Source organism: Lacticigenium naphthae DSM 19658 (assembly GCF_000425865.1).
Lineage (GTDB): Bacteria > Bacillota > Bacilli > Lactobacillales > Carnobacteriaceae_A > Lacticigenium > Lacticigenium naphthae.
Genome location: NZ_AUEG01000003.1, coordinates 75,723 through 94,807, shown reverse-complemented (window position 1 = coordinate 94,807; position 19,085 = coordinate 75,723). Strand labels below are relative to the sequence as shown.

Annotated in this window: 17 protein-coding genes and 1 pseudogene; 14 read left to right on the top strand and 4 right to left on the bottom strand. The window is 37.3% G+C overall.

From position 1 onward, the window contains the following. Positions 1 to 24: 24 nt before the first annotated feature. The 11 genes and pseudogenes from H626_RS0104635 to H626_RS0104585 all read left to right on the top strand — a co-directional run. A pseudogene (locus tag H626_RS0104635) lies at positions 25 to 663 on the top strand (glycosyltransferase family 32 protein); the annotation flags it as partial. 306 nt (positions 664 to 969) lie between these two features. Continuing rightward, a complete protein-coding gene (locus H626_RS10655; RefSeq protein ID WP_169449778.1) occupies positions 970 to 1,680 on the top strand; it encodes an NAD(P)H-hydrate epimerase in 711 nt (236 codons plus the stop codon). Continuing rightward, complete coding sequence (locus H626_RS0104625; RefSeq protein WP_027108299.1) at positions 1,664 to 3,397, top strand: DUF4153 domain-containing protein; 1,734 nt, start codon at positions 1,664 to 1,666, stop codon at positions 3,395 to 3,397. The genes H626_RS10655 and H626_RS0104625 overlap by 17 nt, the downstream gene beginning before the upstream one ends. Positions 3,398 to 3,485: 88 nt before the next feature. Continuing rightward, positions 3,486 to 3,908 (top strand): cupin domain-containing protein, encoded by a 423-nt coding sequence (locus H626_RS0104620; RefSeq protein ID WP_027108298.1) that lies wholly within the window; start codon positions 3,486 to 3,488, stop codon positions 3,906 to 3,908. 96 nt (positions 3,909 to 4,004) lie between these two features. Next, positions 4,005 to 4,658, top strand: coding sequence for an ABC transporter ATP-binding protein (locus H626_RS0104615; protein ID WP_027108297.1), 654 nt, complete (start codon positions 4,005 to 4,007; stop codon positions 4,656 to 4,658). Beyond that, positions 4,655 to 5,419, top strand: coding sequence for an ABC transporter permease (locus H626_RS0104610; RefSeq protein ID WP_027108296.1), 765 nt, complete (start codon positions 4,655 to 4,657; stop codon positions 5,417 to 5,419). Before H626_RS0104615 ends, H626_RS0104610 begins: the two co-directional genes overlap by 4 nt. A 198-nt stretch (positions 5,420 to 5,617) precedes the next feature. Then, entirely contained in the window at positions 5,618 to 5,977 is a 360-nt protein-coding gene (locus tag H626_RS0104605; protein ID WP_027108295.1) for an ArsR/SmtB family transcription factor, read from the top strand. Further along, positions 5,977 to 7,035, top strand: coding sequence for an ACR3 family arsenite efflux transporter (gene arsB, locus H626_RS0104600; protein ID WP_027108294.1), 1,059 nt, complete (start codon positions 5,977 to 5,979; stop codon positions 7,033 to 7,035). Before H626_RS0104605 ends, arsB begins: the two co-directional genes overlap by 1 nt. Before the next feature lie 16 nt (positions 7,036 to 7,051). Next, entirely contained in the window at positions 7,052 to 8,725 is a 1,674-nt protein-coding gene (locus H626_RS0104595; protein ID WP_027108293.1) for an FAD-dependent oxidoreductase, read from the top strand. 492 nt (positions 8,726 to 9,217) lie between these two features. Then, positions 9,218 to 10,021: a 3D domain-containing protein gene (locus tag H626_RS0104590; RefSeq protein WP_027108292.1), complete on the top strand. Its 804-nt coding sequence runs from the start codon at positions 9,218 to 9,220 to the stop codon at positions 10,019 to 10,021. A gap of 182 nt (positions 10,022 to 10,203) precedes the next feature. Beyond that, complete coding sequence (locus H626_RS0104585; protein ID WP_027108291.1) at positions 10,204 to 10,860, top strand: PepSY domain-containing protein; 657 nt, start codon at positions 10,204 to 10,206, stop codon at positions 10,858 to 10,860. Positions 10,861 to 11,290: 430 nt separating this feature from the next. On the opposite strand, the gene H626_RS0104580 is transcribed toward H626_RS0104585, so the two are convergent. The 3 genes from H626_RS0104580 to alr form a co-directional block, all read right to left on the bottom strand. After that, positions 11,291 to 12,919 carry an ABC-F family ATP-binding cassette domain-containing protein gene (locus H626_RS0104580; protein ID WP_027108290.1) on the bottom strand — a complete coding sequence of 543 codons (1,629 nt, stop codon included), beginning with the start codon at positions 12,917 to 12,919 and terminating at the stop codon, positions 11,291 to 11,293. Positions 12,920 to 13,102: 183 nt separating this feature from the next. Beyond that, positions 13,103 to 13,528: a DUF421 domain-containing protein gene (locus tag H626_RS10650; RefSeq protein ID WP_211221949.1), complete on the bottom strand. Its 426-nt coding sequence runs from the start codon at positions 13,526 to 13,528 to the stop codon at positions 13,103 to 13,105. A 14-nt stretch (positions 13,529 to 13,542) separates the two neighbouring features. Further along, positions 13,543 to 14,664: an alanine racemase gene (gene alr / locus H626_RS0104570; protein WP_027108289.1), complete on the bottom strand. Its 1,122-nt coding sequence runs from the start codon at positions 14,662 to 14,664 to the stop codon at positions 13,543 to 13,545. Between the two features lie 144 nt (positions 14,665 to 14,808). Here alr and H626_RS0104565 point away from each other — a divergent pair, with 144 nt between their 5' ends. Both H626_RS0104565 and H626_RS0104560 read left to right on the top strand, forming a co-directional pair. Continuing rightward, positions 14,809 to 16,143, top strand: a complete 1,335-nt coding sequence (locus tag H626_RS0104565) for a C1 family peptidase (protein WP_027108288.1) — start codon at positions 14,809 to 14,811, stop codon at positions 16,141 to 16,143. Positions 16,144 to 16,265: 122 nt separating this feature from the next. Next, positions 16,266 to 17,159 carry an EamA family transporter gene (locus tag H626_RS0104560; protein ID WP_027108287.1) on the top strand — a complete coding sequence of 298 codons (894 nt, stop codon included), beginning with the start codon at positions 16,266 to 16,268 and terminating at the stop codon, positions 17,157 to 17,159. A gap of 112 nt (positions 17,160 to 17,271) precedes the next feature. On the opposite strand, the gene H626_RS0104555 is transcribed toward H626_RS0104560, so the two are convergent. Then, positions 17,272 to 17,550 (bottom strand): hypothetical protein, encoded by a 279-nt coding sequence (locus tag H626_RS0104555; RefSeq protein WP_027108286.1) that lies wholly within the window; start codon positions 17,548 to 17,550, stop codon positions 17,272 to 17,274. 156 nt (positions 17,551 to 17,706) lie between these two features. Here H626_RS0104555 and H626_RS0104550 point away from each other — a divergent pair, with 156 nt between their 5' ends. Continuing rightward, positions 17,707 to 19,080: a metallophosphoesterase gene (locus tag H626_RS0104550; RefSeq protein WP_027108285.1), complete on the top strand. Its 1,374-nt coding sequence runs from the start codon at positions 17,707 to 17,709 to the stop codon at positions 19,078 to 19,080. The last annotated feature ends 5 nt before the right edge of the window (positions 19,081 to 19,085 follow it).

Sequence of the window (19,085 nt, the reverse complement as noted above, 5' to 3'; positions counted from 1 at the left end):
TTATGAACCGAAAAGAATAAGGAGGACATTGAAATGATACCAAAAATTATTCACTATGCATGGTTCGGTGGCAATCCACTCGGAGAACTCGAAAAAAAATGCATTGCCAGCTGGAAAAAATATTGTCCTGATTATGAAATAAAAGAATGGAACGAAAAAACCTTTGACGTGAAAAAATTAGGTGGGACCTACGCTAAACAGGCGTATGATGCTGAACAATGGGCTTTTGTTTCGGATGTTGCTCGTTTGTATGCTCTGAAAACTGAGGGCGGGATATACATGGATACTGATATGGAGTTGATCAAACCGATCGATGAGTTCCGGAAACTACCAGCCTTTTTTGGATTTGAAATTGAAACAGAAATATCAACGGGGATCATCGGAGCTGAACCAAATCATCCTTTCATAGCAGAACTGTATCATGATTATGATGATCGGGAATTTATTTTAGAAGATGGGTCACATGACCGTCAAACAAACGTCTTACGTATTACCGAAATTATGAGCGAACGCGGTTTGAAGCTGAACAACACTAAACAAACAGTTGAAAACGTCACATTTTTCCCTCGTGATTATTTCTCACCAAAAGATTATTATACAAGGGAAGTCAATGCGACAGAGAACACCCACGGGATTCACCAGTTTACAGGATCGTGGCTCTGAAAAAGTGAACAGTTAAAAATGAATATCTACAATAGAGAGTAGTGAGGGGAAATCCTTGCTACTTTTTGTAATACATAGAGTATAAAAAATAAAAAGGGATTCCATTCGTTCAAAACCCAGGGTCTGTACTTTACTGTCATACAGCGGGCTAAAAAGGAAATATTCATTCTGTTCGAGGCAGAGGGGGTGACCGCTTTTTTTGAAGAAGCAATAAAAAGGAGTGAGACGATTAAGTATGAAAGAATGAATGATGGGCGTATAATAAAAGTGAAAGGAAGTATAAAAATGATTTTGGAGGGTCAAATAATGAGAGTCAGTAAGGAAGAAATGCAAGCCATCGATGACTACACAATAAATCAAATTGGTATTCCTTCTCTTGTATTGATGGAACGTGCTGCTTGGTCGGCTTGTCGATCGCTGATCGATAATTATACAGATAGGCAAGTACGCTATATAATTGTGAGCGGTGTGGGAAATAATGGTGGAGACGCAATTGCCTTAGCCAGGATGCTGACTATTTTAGGTGAGAACGTCGATTTATTGATTAGAGGGGATCAGGAAAAAGGTTCTGAACAGATGAAACAACAAAAAGAAATTGCTGAAAATTGTGGCGTTCATTTTATCAAAGAATTTCCAATACAGAATGAGTCAAATTCTACGGTCATAATAGATGGATTGTTTGGTATTGGATTGAATAGGACCATTAAAGGAGAATTTAAAGAAGTTATTGAAAGAATCAATCAAGCTAAAAATAATGCAGACGTAGTCTCCTTGGACATCCCCTCCGGCATCGATGCCAATACTGGGGAAATATATGGATCAGCGATAAAAGCCGATTGGACGATCACCTTTGGATACAGCAAAAAAGGATTACATATTTCAATGGGGGAAAAACATAGCGGCAGAATCACTGTTGCAGCTATTGGATACCCACATGAAATACTCTTAGAAAATCACGTGATAAAAGATGATAAGAACAAGAAGAAAGAAGGGAATAAAGATGAGAAATATATTTAATTTCAAGAATAGACTGCAGGGATTGCAACAATCAGTCATCCGGTTTCCGCTAACGGTCATTTTTTTGATTGCTTTTTTTGCAACAAGTGCTTGGTCCATCGAAACAACGGAAAGTGCGAACAGACTTTTATTCTCTCTTGGCGTAGGGATTCTTGCGAGTATTCTGGTTCAAGTGATCTATGAAACATATTTCAAAACGGTCAGTTATCAACTTGGCTTATACGGTATCGCTGTTATGGCAGCAATCGGATATTATCTAGTTGTTCCTGATGGAGTCGACTCAATTGTTGTTGGTATTCGAACGACCGTATTGTATTTTGTGCTCATCGTAGGGATTTTGACGGTTCCAGCCTTAAAAAAAAGATTGAGCTTCCAATGGAACTTTTTAAAAATTTTCCAGGCTTTTTTCCTGACAGTATTATTTACAGCTGTGCTCGTTGCAGGAACAAGTTCTATTCTTTTAGCATTTGACTCGTTGCTGTTCAGCATCCCGGAGCGAACATATGCTCATGCTGTCAACGCGATCACCACATTATTTTCACCAATATTCTTTTTATCGTATTTACCTAAATACACTCCACAAATAAAAAAAGAAGAAAGTAACACTACTTTACCAAGAAGTTTAGAAATACTCGTATCGTATGTCATAATTCCTTTGCTTGTTCTCTTTACTTTAATTTTGATCGTTTATTTGGCAATAAATATACGGGAAGAGTTTTGGACAGATAATTTGATTGAACCGATGCTTATCTCTTATGCCATTATTGGACTCCTCACCTATGTTCTGGCAAGTACAATGAAAAACCCATTTACCCATGCGTTTATTAAATATTATCCTATCGCATTAATCGTATTGATGCTTTTTCAAACGATTTCTTCCAGTTTGAGAATTCAAGAAACAGGCGTCACTTACGGTCGCTATTACGTCATATTGGTTGCTGTGTTTCTATTTCTTGCGGGGATTCATTTCTTGGTTTATCATCGGGATCAGCTGCAACGCGTGATGCTGCTGTTGATCGGGCTAGCGATTCTGTCTATAACACCCCCAATAGATGCGTTCACTACAAGTAAATGGCAACAAACGAATCGTTTAGAGGAACTGTTGATTTCAAATCAACTCCTTCAAGAGGGGACATTGACTCCGCAGCCAGAAATTCCTTCCAGTGAAAAAGAGAAAATTACTGAAACTGTCTTTTATTTACAAGGAATGGAATGGCTAGACGAATTTTCTTATATTCCTTTAAACGACAGGGGAGATAATTTTGAAGAACTCTTCGGCTTCAAGCCTATGTACACAAGAAATCGCTATGAGCTGGAACAGTCTAGAAATTTAAGTATTGATTGGGAAAGGTTTTCGGGAGTAGAAATAGAAGGATACGATTACTTTACTCAATTTAATGTAGGAGATTCAACGGTGCGTTTTGGTATGGGTCCGCAAACAGCTATTGAAACAGAAAAGTATCAGCTTAAGAGTGAACAGAATGTTGTCGTCATATTAGATAAAGCGGAAGAAGAATTGATGCGAGTAAATATGATTGAAGTTTTTGAAGAATTCTTCACTCGTAATCAGGCAGGTGGAGAGAATATTTCAGTAGAAGAGTTGACTTGGGAAAGAGAAAACGAAAAAATCCAGGTAAAATTGGTCGTTCAACATGTAAATGAATTTGAAAATGGATATTATGCTGAGGGGTATCTACTGATAGGGAATAAGGAGTGAGCTTTAAACTTGAAATTGAATTTATTTATGCTATCATTATATTAGAATCATTACAAAGTAGCAAAAAATATTAAGGAGGAATTGGATCATGGAAATAGATTACAAAGATCATGGGAAAGAACCGTACATCATTGATATTGAGGATGCAACGAAAGACAACAATAATTATCGTACAACAATCTGGACAGGCGAAAAATTACAAGTAACTGTTATGTCGATTGAACCTGGCGATGATATTGGTTTAGAAGTTCATCACGGCATCGATCAGTTTATTCGTATCGAAGAAGGCGATGGAATATGCAAAATGGGTCCTACCGAAGAAGACTTGAATGTTCAAGAAAAAGTCGGAGATGATGATGCTGTATTTGTTCCTGCAGATATGTGGCACAACATTGAAAATACCGGTGACAAACCCTTAAAATTGTATACAATCTATGCTGGGCCTGATCATTTACCAGGAACCGTTCATCCGACTCATCAAGATGCAGAGAATGATCCAAACGAAGACTAATAAAAACTGTAGGGCATAGCGCCCTGTCTTATCTAACCTGCTCGGGCATTGGTTTGTCAGAGCAGGTTCTATTTATGTCTATAAGGAGAGAACAATATGAGCGAACCGTTAATAGAATTGAAAAATGTAGGATTTGAAGTAGATGGAACTCAAATTTTGCAAGATATTTCTTTTGTAGTGAATAAAGGAGAAGTGGTTACTTTTTCAGGACCGTCAGGAAGTGGAAAAAGCACCTTACTTAAATTGATCGGGACTATTTTAACGCCAACAAGTGGAGAAATATTATATAAAGGAACAAATTTAAAAGAATTAAACCCGATAGAGTACAGGAAAGAAGTTTCTTACTTTTTCCAGAATGCTGCATTATTTGATGAAACAGTGGAAGATAATTTATCTTTTCCGGCTCATATTCGAGAAAAAGAGTTTGAGAAAGAACGCGCATTGAAGCTGATGGAACAGGTCCAAATACCAGAGTCGTATTTAACAAAGAAAGTAAAAGATTTATCTGGTGGAGAAAAACAGAGGATTGCCTTCGTACGTAACTTGATGTATCAGCCAGATGTGCTATTGCTTGATGAAGTAACGAGCTCGCTAGATCAAGAAAACCGGGAAATCATCGGGAAATTAATTAATGAAATGATTGAAGAAGAAAAAATTACAGTACTATCAATCACCCATAACCAAGCAGAAATTGAAAAAGCTTCTCGTATGATTGAAATTAGAGCTGGAAAAATGGAGGAAGACAAATGACAAGTAGCTTAGAAATCAATAATTGGTCACTACTCTTTTCAGTTACGCTTTTAATTGTGGCAATGTTAGTCGATTACAAAGAAAAATTAGGGTTAGGCAATGATATATTTGTAGCGGGTATCCGTGCAGTTATTCAGTTGTTCATTATCGGATATGTCTTACGGTATATTCTGGAAATTGATAATGATCTCATTACTTTTGCAATGGTTTTATTTATTGTTTTTAATGCATCCTATAACGCGCATAAAAGAAGTGAAGGCATCAATCGATCCTTTACAATTTCTGCGACTGCAATAGGGACGGGGACAGCACTCTCTTTAATTGTTTTAGTCTTTTCTGGGGCAATCGATTGGACCCCTGCACAGATTGTTCCCATAACAGGAATGATCGCCAGTAACGCAATGACGGCTATCGGTATTACGTACCGGTCACTAAATTCTAAATTCAGTGACCAACGCCAACAAGTTTTAGAAAAATTAGCTTTAGGAGCAGATAAAAAACAAGCTTCGATGAGCATTGTTCGTGAAAGCATCAAGACCGGAATGGCTCCTTCTATTGACCGTACCAAAACAGTTGGTTTAGTGAGTTTGCCTGGGATGATGGCTGGGTTGATTTTCGCTGGAGTCGATCCTGTTGAAGCGATCCGGTACCAGATCGTCGTGATGTTTATGCTTATTTCCGTCACTAGCATTGCATCCTTTATTGCTAGCTACATGGCTTATAAAGAATATTACAATGATAGAAATCAATTGACAGTCTAAATTGAATAATGTGAAAACGGCCAGGAAATATTTTTGGCCGTTTTTTACTGTTCGCCGAGAATTTTGGATGAAATATGGGGTAGGATTTGAGCGGAAACATTTCATGAAACGATCGTACAGCCACATTTTTTTTATTGACACATGAGATCATTCTCGTTAATATATAGAAGAACTTCTATGTATGAAAGGATGAAGATAATGGATGCAGAAAAATTTTCCAAAATAGCAAAAGCTTTATCTGATCCAAAACGAACACAAATAGTTGAATTGGTTTCTTGCGAAAGCTTGTGTGCCTGCGATTTATTGGGATACTTTGCCATGACCCAACCGTCGCTGTCACATCATTTAAAAATTTTGAAAGATGCAGATTTATTGAATGTGAGTAAAGAAGGAACGTGGCATCATTATTCTCTAAATAAATCAACATTAGAAGATTTTCAAGAACGAACAAAAGAAATTGTATCTGGAATAATAGACTGCTCATGCTATGAAATCGTGAATGGATCAAGCAATTGTGCTACGAAAAAACAAGTAGAACAAATGGAGGTCGATCTATAATGAGTGAAACTTCAAATAAAAGTGGAATGAGTTTATGGGAACGTTATTTAACGGTATGGGTTGCCTTGGGTATGTTGGTGGGGGTAGGCATTGGTCAATTCTTTCCTACAGTACCTGATTTTTTAAGCAGATTTGAATATTATAGCGTATCAGTTCCGACAGCCATCCTCATCTGGTTAATGATTTTTCCTATGATGTTAAAAATAGATTTCACCAGTATTGTAGACGCCACAAAAAAACCAAAAGGACTCATTTTAACTACAACGGTCAACTGGTTGATCAAACCGTTCACAATGTTCTTTATTGCATCCTTTTTCTTTTTGATTGTATTTAAAGGGCTGATTGAGACTACCCTAGCGAGAGAATATATTGCAGGAGCCGTTTTATTAGGTGCTGCACCCTGTACTGCTATGGTCTTCGTGTGGAGTCACTTAACAAATGGAGATCCGGCATATACACTTGTACAAGTTTCTATTAATGATATTATTATTTTATTCTTGTTCACACCTATTGTGGCTTTATTACTTGGCATCGGAAATGTTTCCGTACCTATGGGAACACTTATTTTATCAACCGTCCTCTTCATTGTTGTCCCTTTAGTGTTAAGTTTTCTTGTTCGTAAGTTAATAGTTCAATCGAAAGGCATGGATTATTTTGAAAATACATTCATCAAAAAATTTGATAAAATAACAATTGCAGGGCTCCTTTTAACACTTGTTATGATCTTTTCTTTTCAAGGAGAGAGGATACTTGCTAATCCTTTACATATTCTATTGATTGCCGTGCCCTTGATCATTCAAACATTTTTCATTTTTATCATTAGTTATACAGGAGCCAAAGCATGCAAGTTGCCATACAGCATCGCCGCACCTGCTGCAATGATTGGAGCAAGCAATTTCTTTGAATTGTCTGTAGCTGTTTCTATTTCTGTTTTTGGATTAAATTCGGGAGCAACTTTGGCAACTGTTGTGGGTGTGTTAGTCGAAGTGCCGGTAATGTTAACATTAGTTAAGATTGCGAATAAAACAAAGCACTGGTTTAAAGATTATTCTTATTAAGAAAGGATGAATCAGTATGAAAATCGTTGTGATCGGTTCGGTTGCCGCAGGGACTTCCGTTGCAGCTAAAGCAAGAAGAAACACAGAAGAAGCGGAAATCGTTGTTTATGATAAAGGGAAAGACATCTCTTATTCTGTTTGTGGAATTCCTTATTACCTTGGTGGCGAAGTAGAGACCATCGATAATTTGATCCCGCGTGATGAAAAATGGTTTAAAGAGAGATTTCAAATTGATATCCATACCCAGCATGAAGTTTTAGAAGTAAATGCAGATGCACATACCTTGACGGTTAAGAATTTACAAACAAATGAAACAATCACAGAAAACTATGATCGTTTAGTATTGGCGACCGGAGCTTCTCCATACACACCGGCTCCTTTTGAATTGGGAAGATACTCAAATTTATTCCAGGTTCGTTCAATGGAAGATGCTCGTCAAATTCAAGAAGCAATCGAAAGGCTTCAACCTAAAAAGGTCGTCATTGTTGGAGCTGGATTTATTGGTCTTGAAATGACTGAACAGCTGATTCGAAAAGGATTAGAAGTAACTATCGTTCAACTAGAAGATCAGGTCATGCCCCAAATGGATAAGGAGATGGCCTTTCATGTAGAGGAAGAATTGAGGAACCACAATGTGACCCTCCAGCTAGCTGATACTGTAGCAACGATCAATGGAAATGAAAAAATTACTCAGCTAACAACGACTAAGGGCAAAACCCTAGAAACAGATTTGGTGATTTTGGCTACAGGGGTCCGTCCGAATACACAATTGGGATCATCATTGGGTGCTGAAATCGGATCGTCGAGAGCCTTGAAAGTAGACAAGCAAATGCGCACGAATATTCCAAATGTTTTTGCAGTTGGAGATGTTGCGGAAAGTTTTTCAGTCATTGATGGCCAACCATTGTATCGTCCACTGGGATCTACTGCCAATAAAATGGGACGAATTGCGGGCGATGTCATTACAGGCGGAAGTCTGACTCATCGAGGTGTATTAGGAACTGGGATCTTTAGAATATTTGATCTGCACGTTGCACAAACGGGATTGACTGAAAAAGAGGCAAGAGCAAAAGGCTACGCTATAGAAGTGTTATATAATATCAAACCGGCGCATGCGAAATATTTGGGCGGAAAAGAGATCACTATCAAGGCATTAGTGGATAAAAAAAGTGAACGTATCCTTGGTGCTCAAATAGTAGGACCTGAAGGAGTAGACAAGCGAATAGATGTCCTGGCTACTGCTATTAGTTTTAAAGCAAAGGCAGAAGATTTATTTCATCTTGATTTAGCCTATGCACCTCCCTTTGCAACAACGAAAGACCCGATTCTTTATACTGGGATGGCTTTGGATAATGCTTTGAAAAAGAATCCCCTGCTTACAGCTAGTGAATTGATGAAGAGAAGCCAAAAAGAAACGATTCAAATAATCGATACGCGATCGAAAAAAGACTACGAAAAGAATCATGTGGCTCATGCCCAACACATCCCGTTAGCGGATTTACGTGATCGATTAAGTGAACTGGATCCCACGTTGCCTACTGTAGTTTATTGCAATAAAGGTGTAACCGGGAATGCAGCTCAAAATTTACTGCACAATAAAGGGTTTAAAGAAGTATATAATTTATCTGGAGGAAACAAAACCTATCAGTTGCTTAAAAAAATGCAGACGATCGATGCAGAAAACAGCTAAAGAAACAAGCGTGCTTTCATTCGCATAAAGCTGTATATCTACTATATCTGTTTATGCAAGGTTGAACGCGTTTAGGATGATAATGGTTGTGTGAACAGGAAGGGTTTGGGAGAGATATCCTAGATCCTTCTTTTTTTGACTGCAAACCTCTAAGAGGAACTAATCGATTTTTAGAGCCAACTTATTGAAGAGAAAAAAGTGTCTAGTTAGTAAAAACAGAATGTATGCGCTGTATTGTTAGAAAACCAAGTTTCTTACAATAACATGTATTATTTTACAAGAAAACAGAGCGCTGTAGTCATTCTGTAACAAATGTCGTGTAATAATACAGAACGACTAAGAGGGTGTGACAGTTAAGAAAAACCCCTTTATTCTTTGGGGGGACATGTTAAGATTACATTCGTTGAAGGAAAGAGATAATGCTGTATCAGTAGATGTAGTCAACCGTCTGTCCTTGAGAATGTAGAAGTTATATACAAAGGAGAAATTTAAATGAATAACAAAATGAAAAAGCAATTGATGACAATGGGAACAACTATAGCAATGGCAGGAATATTCTTGGCTGGCGAAACAACTGCCTCCGCGCAAGAATCATGGACTCCTCGTTCTGTAGAAGAAATCAGATCAGAAATTCAAGAACAAGAAGCGAAAGGTTCCAAATATACTTTCCAATGGGGAGATACTTTATCTGGACTTGCAGCAGCAACTGATCTTTCAGTAGATAAATTAGTTAAAGTAAATGATATCAATCATAAAGACATGATTTTTGCTGGAAATAACATTCATTTATCTGCAGATAATTCTGTTGTGACTGTTGAAGATAGCGATAATGAAGTGAAAAGTTATGATGTAAGTGAAGAAGAAGTTGTCGAAGTAGAAACACCAGAAGAAGTTAAACAAGAATTACAAGAAAAAGAAGTAGTGGAAGAAAAACCTGAAGAAAAAGTAGAAACAACTGTGGAAACACAACCAGTTGAAAAAGCAGAAGCAGCTGCGACTACTTCTCAAGCAGGAAGAAAATTAGTTGTTGAAGCTACCGCTTATTCAACAAATCAACCATCTTTAGGTACTATCACTTATTCAGGAATCAATCTTCTCGAAAATCCACGGGTGATCGCTGTTGACCCTAGTGTTATTCCATTAGGTTCACAGGTCCACATACCTGGATACGGCACTTATATTGCTGGAGACACGGGTAGTGCAATAAAAGGTAACCGCATCGATGTGCATATCACTGATTTAAATGATGCGATTGCTTTTGGCAGACGTAGTATGGAAATCACAATTTTAAATTAAGAGCGGCATAGAATTTTATGAAAAAGTCAGGACAATGTCCTGGCTTTTTTTTGCTAATTCGGAAAGAGTGAATTGTTTATTTTTTCTTTTTGTAAGCAAATAAATATTATTTACAAACCTGTTTTGGTACAATTTAAGCAATAATTGAGTGGAAAAAACTTAAATAGTAGGAGGTGATAGAGGTGTTTTTGAAGAAGACCATTAAACTGAGTGTAGTGTCCTTCATATCTATGGTGGCTTTAGTAGCCTGCGGAAATGAAACTGGAGTGGGGCCAGAAGAAGATGGATCAATCGATACAACGGTGGATGAGGGAAAAATGGAGACTTCAGAATCAAAAACGGATGATACAACAGTTGATGAATCGACGAGTGATTCTTTGGATAAGAGTCAAGCAAGCATGGGGCTGGAAACGATGGATTTCGATTTTTCTTTAACGGATGCCATAAACCACTTTAACGAAAATTTTTCAGATCCCATGATCGAATCGATCCAGTTTGATGAAGAAGATGGCGAATATGTTTATGATATAGAGGGGTTCGATTCAGCCAATGACTACGAAATGAGGCTAACTGCCGAATCGGGAGAAATTCTTTTTGAAGAAACAGAGGAAGAAAACAATGATGATACAGATGATAGTTTAGATGTAACAAGCATCTTGAATCCAAAAGAAGCCATGAATAGAGTTTTAGATTATGTGGGGTCTGGATATGTTGAGAAATGGGAGCTGGATGTTGAAAATGATCTGACTGTATACGAAATTGATTTAGAAGATACAGAGGACATAAGTGATGACGATGATGTAAAAGTAAATGCGCAAACAGGAGAAATTGTTGAATAAAAAACTAAAAAGTAAATCGACAGATTGCTTGGAGATAGTGATAATTCACTTTCTTAGGCTGCTGGTCCACTAAATTTTGTTGGAGAATAGTAGCCTATTTTTCTTGCATTCGTTCACCATAGAAATAGTTGATTTCACAAGCGAGGATTTCTTGTGAGGCCAACCAAATGCACCGAACTAGTGGAATCTCCTTACAGAGCAGTTGGACGAAACGTCTCCTCAAGTGTATTATTATCTCACATCGTCCTCTTCGCGATAGGCTACTGAGGAAGTCTTTCTCTCGTTTGACCTATGAATACATGATTTTGTCTACACAAAAACACCCACGAAATAGTATGTTTATGATCATACTATTTCGTGGGTGTTTTATAAGGTTTCATTTTTTGTGTTAGTCAAAAGAAGAACGATCCTTCTTTCAGTTGTTTAGTTACTACATTGCATAAAGTTTTTTAATACGTTCTTGTAATTCTTTTGTATCTAAGAATTCGTCGTAAGTGGTTTCTGGACGGTCAACTACGCCATTCGGAGTAACTTCGATGATCCGGTTAGCTACTGTTTGGATGAATTGATGGTCATGGGAGCTGAAAAGTAAGGCTCCTTTATAATCGATCAAGCCATTATTTAAAGAAGTAATGGATTCCAGATCTAAATGGTTTGTTGGGTCATCTAAAACAAGTACATTCGCTTTACTTAGCATTAGCTTGGAAAGAATACAACGTACGCGTTCTCCCCCTGAAAGAACAGACACTTCCTTCATCACTTCATCGCCTGAGAAAAGCATGCGTCCCAAGAAACTTCTTAAGAAAGTATTATCGCTTTCCTCTTTAGAAGTATACTGGCGAAGCCAATCTATGATAGTCAAAGAGCCATTAGTAAATTCAGCGGAATGATCTTTAGGCATATACGATTGAGAAGTGGTCACGCCCCATTTGACTGTTCCACTGTCAGGTTCCATTTCGCCCATAATAATTTTAAACAGAGTTGTCAAAACTACATCACTGCGGCCAATGAAAGCTGTTTTATCACCACGATTTAATGTGAAGGAAACATTGTCGAAAATTTTCTTCCCATCAATTGATTTAGAAAGATTTTCCACACGGAGCAAATCATTCCCAATTTCTCTTTCCGGTTTAAATCCTACAAAAGGATAACGACGAGAAGAAGGTTGGATATCATCCAATGTGATTTTCTCCAACATTTTTTTACGGGAAGTAGCTTGTTTGGATTTAGAAGCATTTGCACTGAATCGCGCAATAAAATCTTGTAATTCCTTGATTTTTTCTTCTTTTTTGATGTTTTGATCACCTTGTAATTTAGAAGCTAATTGACTAGATTCCAACCAAAAATCGTAATTTCCAACAAAAAGTTTGATTTTTTCGAAGTCCACATCAACCATATGTGTACAAACTTTATTTAAGAAGTGACGGTCATGGGAAACAACAATAAGGGTGTTTTCAAAGTTGATCAAGAATTCTTCTAGCCATTGAATAGAGGGAGTGTCTAATCCGTTTGTTGGCTCATCTAAAAGCAGAACATCAGGTTTTCCAAAAAGAGCTTGAGCAAGTAATACCTTGACACGTTGTCCCGCATCTAATTCACTCATTTTATTGTGGATCAAGCTTTCGGAAATTCCCAAACCTTGTAGAAGAGAAGTCGCTTGTGGCTCAGCTTCCCAACCATTTAGTTCTGAAAACTCTCCTTCTAATTCTGCAACTAACATACCATCTGCATCTGAAAAATCAGCTTTCATGTAAAGATTATTTTTTTCTTCAATAATATCATAAAGACGTTTATGTCCCATGATAACGGTGTCGATAACGGTGAATTCTTCGTAGTCATAGTGATTTTGTTTTAAAGTAGTCAAGCGTTCATTTGGGGATAAAGAAACATTTCCTGTAGTCGGTTCAATGTCTCCCGACAAAATCTTTAAGAACGTAGATTTTCCGGCACCATTTGCTCCGATTACCCCGTAACAATTCCCGGGTGTGAATTTTAAATCAACTTGTTCAAAGAGTTTTTTATCTGAAAAACGTAAACTTACATCTGTTACTGTGATCATGTAATCAATTTCCTCAATTCTATAATTTCATCTAAGTTTTTTAGTCCAATAATTCTATTATACGTGTTTTTTTAAAAATTGCACCCTTTATTTCTGAATTCTTATTTTTCTCCCATGACATTTTTCAGGGTCGATACATCAGCTGAAGAAGGTGCTGTGGTTTCTAGGATAGAAAATGTACCGTCAGTTTCCAAGACGACAGCAGAAAGAGGCTTTCCCTTGATTTCGAACAGCCTGTAATATTTCTGACTGTGTGATTCTTTCTTTTTTCATCGCTTTATTGTCGAATTTTCCTTGATAGTATAATAAGCGAGGCTGTGATTTGACTAAATCACTGATGAAATTGGATCGAACAGAAAGCCAGCTGGTTATATATTGCATAAAAACAAGTAGTGAAAAAGCTAGGATACCATCGATTAGAGGTAAATCTGTACTTGTCAAAATACTTGCTAGGACAGAGCCAAGAGCAACCGTGACAATGAAGTCAAACGAGTTCATTTTTGATAAGGTTCTTTTTCCAGATATGCGTAAGACAATGACAACCAATATAAAAGCTAAAATGCTGACCACCGCAATTCGAGTAATAGACAATGAATCGCTAATAAACATAAGAGACGCACTCCTTATTCATAATATCGTGGGACCCGATTAGTTATACCGCATAAAATTGCATAATGATTTGTCTGTGTGAATTCTGCGATAGTAAATATAGCAGTTTGAGTAGAAGGACGATCACCGAACAATACCAGCTCAGAATCTTCGGCCAAATGAGGTGCGAGGGTACTATCGATCATGGTTTGATCCATACATACTCTACCAACTATCGGGAGTTGGATGCCCTGATGGAATAAACTGCCTGCATTCGTGAGCTGTCTAGGCAGTCCATCAGCATAACCAATAGGTAAGGTAGCGATAGTGGCTTCATCAGTTGTTTTATAGGTGCAGCTATAGCCAATGGATTGTCCTTTTGGTACGTGTTTAATAAAAGAAGGATGAGTGACCAATGTTAATACAGGTTTTAAGGATAAGGCGGCAAGCAGTTTTTTATCTGGTGCATAACCGTATAAACCTATCCCAATTCGAACCATATCCAACTGGTATTCTTGACGTGTATAAACGGTCGCTGTATTTGCACAATGCTGTATCGGAAAAGAGAATCCTTGTTGATTTAAATAGTTAAGAATAGCCACAAAGGTGTGATACTGTTTATCTGTATAATCCAGGTTTGTTACATTGTCTGCATCCGCAAAATGAGTGAAAATACCCTCAGCAGAAATTCCCCCAGCTTGTAATATCTCTACTATTTCTAGAGCCTCTTTTCCGCTGCGTACGCCAATTCTCGTCATGCCAGTATCGATTTTTAAATGCACTAGTGGTTTTTGAGAAGAGTGTTTAGCCAATTTCACTAGTGCCTGAGCCGTTTCTTTCTTAAAAATAGTTAATGTAATATTCGTGTCAATAGCGGGTTGTAAACCATCCATTGTGGTAGGACCAAGAACTAAAATGGGAGCTGTGATACCTGCTTTGCGTAATTCTAAGGCTTCTTCTAAAATTGCAACAGCTAGATAGTCAGCACCATTTTCAATGGCTACTTGACTCATTTTTACCGCACCATGACCATATGCATCTGCTTTTACTACAGCCATCAATTTTGTAGAATCGGATAGGCGGTTTTTGAACGTGTGGATATTGGAAATGAAATTCGTTAAGGATATATGAGCATATGTTTTTCTGTAATTCTCCATAGTTGACTCCTCTTTTTTGCGTATTGTTATGCCTAGTTTATCATAGTACCGCAGTAAAAGAGAAATGTTACACTAAAAGGTGTTGAACCTTAAAAATGATTAGCGTATGATTAAATATAGATGAGAAAAGGGAGAGATAGCGAAATGATCGATACAGCCTTATTAGAAAAATTTAACAATCAACTGACCAGTGATCCTGCTAGTCAAGCAGTTAAAAATGCAATTGCGAAAGTGGGGATCAACGAAGCTTCTTTCAATAATTCTGTTATGCGTAAACATACATTTGCGTTTTCACAAGAAACAAAAAAAGGTGAAATGACAAATCAAAAAGCAAGCGGACGTTGCTGGATGTTTGCTGCATTAAATACCGCCCGAATAGATACAATGAAAAAACTAGATGCAGAAGATTTTGAATTTTCTCAAAATTATACTTTGTTTTGGGATAAATTAGAAAAGAGCAATTATTTCTTGGACTCTATTTTAGAAACGGCTACAGAACCATTGGATTCAAGGTTGGTACAACATCTGCTGACTGATCCGATTCAAGATGGTGGGCAATGGGATATGTTTGCAGGGCTATTGAACAAATACGGTGCTGTTCCTAAATCCGTCATGCCAGAAACATACCACTCTTCAAACACTAAAGTATTGAACACGTTAATGACTTCGAAATTGAGAGAGTTTGCAGCTAGATTAAGAGAGTTAAAAGAAAATGGGTCTTCTAACGAAGAAATCGCAATGGAAAAAGAGAGAATGTTGTCTTGGATATACGCTACACTAGTGAAAACACTGGGGGAAGTACCAACAACCTTTACGTATGCATACCATGATACAAAGGGGAATTATCAAGCAATTTCTGAAATCACCCCTCAAAATTTCTTTGCAGAGTATGTAGATTGGAATTTAGAAAAGCGTATCAGTTTGATACATGCGCCGACAAAGGATAAACCGTTTGGTAGAGCTTATACGGTAAAATATTTAGGTACAGTAAAAGAAGCTCAACCAGTCCGATATATTAATACACCAATCAAAGCTTTGAAAGATGCAGCAATCGCTTCAATCAAAAATGGAGAACCTGTCTGGTTTGGGTGTGATGTAGGCAAGATGTCAGAAAGAAAAGCGGGCGTTATGGACACAGAAACCTATTCCTATGATCTTACGCTAAATGAACCTATCCGATTAACCAAAGCTCAACGATTAGACTATGGTGATAGTTTGTTAACTCATGCGATGGTATTAGTCGGAGTCGATTTAGATGAAAACGACCAACCTATAAATTGGAAAGTAGAAAACAGTTGGGGTGAAAAAGTAGGGAAAAAGGGTATTTTTTCTATGAGCGATCAGTGGTTTGATGAATATACTTATCAAGTAGCGGTAGATACAAAATATATAGAAGAAAAGTGGCTGAAGGCTTTAGCAGAACCGATCATTGAATTAGAACCGTGGGATCCAATGGGGGCACTTGCGAAGGTACTTTGATTTATATTTTTATTGCTAATTTTTTAAAAAAAGGATAAAGTAGAAAATGTTCTAATCTCCTCAGTAATGAGACCTCTCATGAACTGGGGAGATTTTATATTTGAAAAAAGGTGGAATGATTCATGTGGTTTACATACGCAATAATTACCGTTCTCGCTTGGGGAACAGCAGATTTATTTTATAAGAAAGGAAATAAAGCAGGTGACCGGTTAAGTCATTTGAAAACAGTGATCATGGTTGGATTGGTAATGGGATTACATGCTTTTTATTTGATATTCACGTCTTCAGAAATTTACGATCCAATCAACATGATCCGATACTTCCCAGTCTCAGCGATGTACATTCTATCAATGGCGATCGGCTATGCCGGCTTGCGCTATATTGAACTCTCAATATCTTCTCCAGTTCAAAACTCTTCCGGTGCTGTATCGGCGTTGCTGACGTTTGTTATACTAGGGCAAACAATGACGACCACACAGTTCTTTGCAGTCACCATTATTTCTGTTGGTATCATTCTGTTAGGAGTATTTGAAAAGCAGTTAGCCGACCGCGAACGTCTTTTGGATAAAAAAGCAATCGATAGAAAATACCGTTTAGGTGCTCTTGCACTGGTGTTACCAATACTCTATGCAATCATCGACGCTATGGGAACTTTTTTAGACGGTTATGTATTAACGAATACAATGTCCGAAATGCAAGCAAATGTATCCTATGAGCTTACTTTCCTTATATGTGGGCTTATTGCATGGGCTTACTTGAAATGGATAAAAAATGAACCTTTTACAGTGATAGATGAAAGAGCAAACGGAGCAGCAGCAATTTTTGAAACAATTGGGCAATTCTTCTATGTATACGCGATGGCTTCCAATGCGATTGTTGTAGCACCGCTTATTTCTTCATATAGCATGGTCTCGGTCATTCTTTCCAGAATTTTCTTAAAAGAAAAATTATCAAAGAAACAATATCTAGTTATTACAGCTATAATGGTAGGAATAGCTATTTTAGGAATGGAATAATAAAAAAAGACTGGCTCATTGGCCAGTCTTTTTTATGTTGGAAAATATAACTATTCTATAAATAGTCCCTAAGATAGTATTCAACGAATCGTGAAACAAAAGTCACCGACTCTTATTGTGTTTGAACGAATAGAGGATACAAAGAAATAATGGCTCCGCCGATGATGAAAGCAAGCAACATTTGAATAATTACAAAACCTTTACTTTCAGTCACTACTTTTTTACCTTTAGATTTTTGTTCTCTACGACTTAAAAAGAAATAGCCCAATCCTACTCCAATACCAATGGGAGAAGTTATTCCTTGCATCACTGTAGGATAAATAAATCCCAAAACGCCTCCGATAATAAATGCGAAAATCAGTAGTCCAAATTTCATCTTTTTACTTATCATTTCCAATCCCCTTTTACAAAATTTTCTCCCTTAGTATACCATAAAGTAGCGAGATCCACTTGATTGATTTTTGAACTTAAGCTAAGCTGATGAGCATATAGAAAGAGAATGATGGAGAGCCAAGTGCAAGGCTCAATGGAGAAGGGAGAGTGTTCGATGAAAAAGGTGACTCCAAAAAAATTAGTTTTTCTGTTTTCATGTATTCTGATAATCCTTGTGTTTTTCATAGCGGGATATTCTAAACAGGAAATCACATTTGAAAAAAAGAACATCCCTAATCTTGAACTAGGAACGGATGATCTGTCGATTTGGGTAATAAATGACTTACATTATTTAGCTGAGAGCTTAAATAATGAAGGAGAAGCTTTTCATGAAATCGCCAAAACTGTTGCGGGAAAAGAAGTCTATTATCAACAAGAAACCATGGAAGCTTTTATTTGGAAACTAAAGAAAAACTCTCCGGAATACCTTATAGTAAATGGTGATTTGACTTTTAATGGGGAGAAAGAAAGCTTCTTGGAATTACAACACTATTTTGAAGAAATTGAAAGTTTTGGAACTCAAGTTTTAGTCAATCCGGGAAATCATGATATTTCTAACGGATGGGCTCGTTCGTATATAGATGCCGAACAAGGAAAAACAGATTCGATAGGACCAAAAGAGTTTGTCGAGATTTTTAAGCAGCAGGGATACGACAATTGGCTTTCTAAAGATCCCGCTTCTTTGAGTTATGTTCAAGCAGTGAGGAAAGATCTCTGGATCGTAATGGTCGATTCAAATCGCTATCTCCCTCAAACAAACGGAAAACCTGCACCTCCTGGTGGAAGTGTTAAAGAAGAAACAGTCGAATGGTTAGAAGAAGTAAAAGAAATGGCACAGTTGAATGGGGCGGAAATCCTTCCTGTCATGCACCACAATTTATTGCGACATAATTCTTTTATCAATGGGGAGCATCAAATAGACAATGCCGAAGAAATTATAGAAATATGGAAAGAATTAGATGTAAAAGTTGCATTGACCGCACATCTACATGCTCAAAACATTCAACAAACAGCTGCTGCTCCTTTCTATGAAATTTCTACGGGGGCTGTAGCTATCTACCCAAGCAGCATTGGAGAAATAGAAATTAGTGCTGATCGATTTGCTTACGAGCGAACGACTATTCCCGTAGCAGACTGGTCATTAGCAAAAGGGTATACAAATGAATCTTTACTGAATTTCTCAACTTACAAAAAAGAAATTTTTATGGAGGACAGTAGAAAAATAGGAAAACAAATTTTGCATCAAAAAAATGAAATAAAAAAAGAAACTGTATTAGCTGTTGGAGATTTTGTAGCAGAAATCAATACTGATTTCTTTTCCGGGAAAAATTCATTGCCCATAGAAGGAAGACAAGAATCTATCCAACAGATAAAACAAAAAGAAGCTTATCGGTGGATAGAAAAATATTCCTCTGAGTGGTTGTTACCCTATGTCGAGAGTATCGTCTTTGAAGACACCATCCCTGATACTCAACTTATAATAAACTAAAAAAG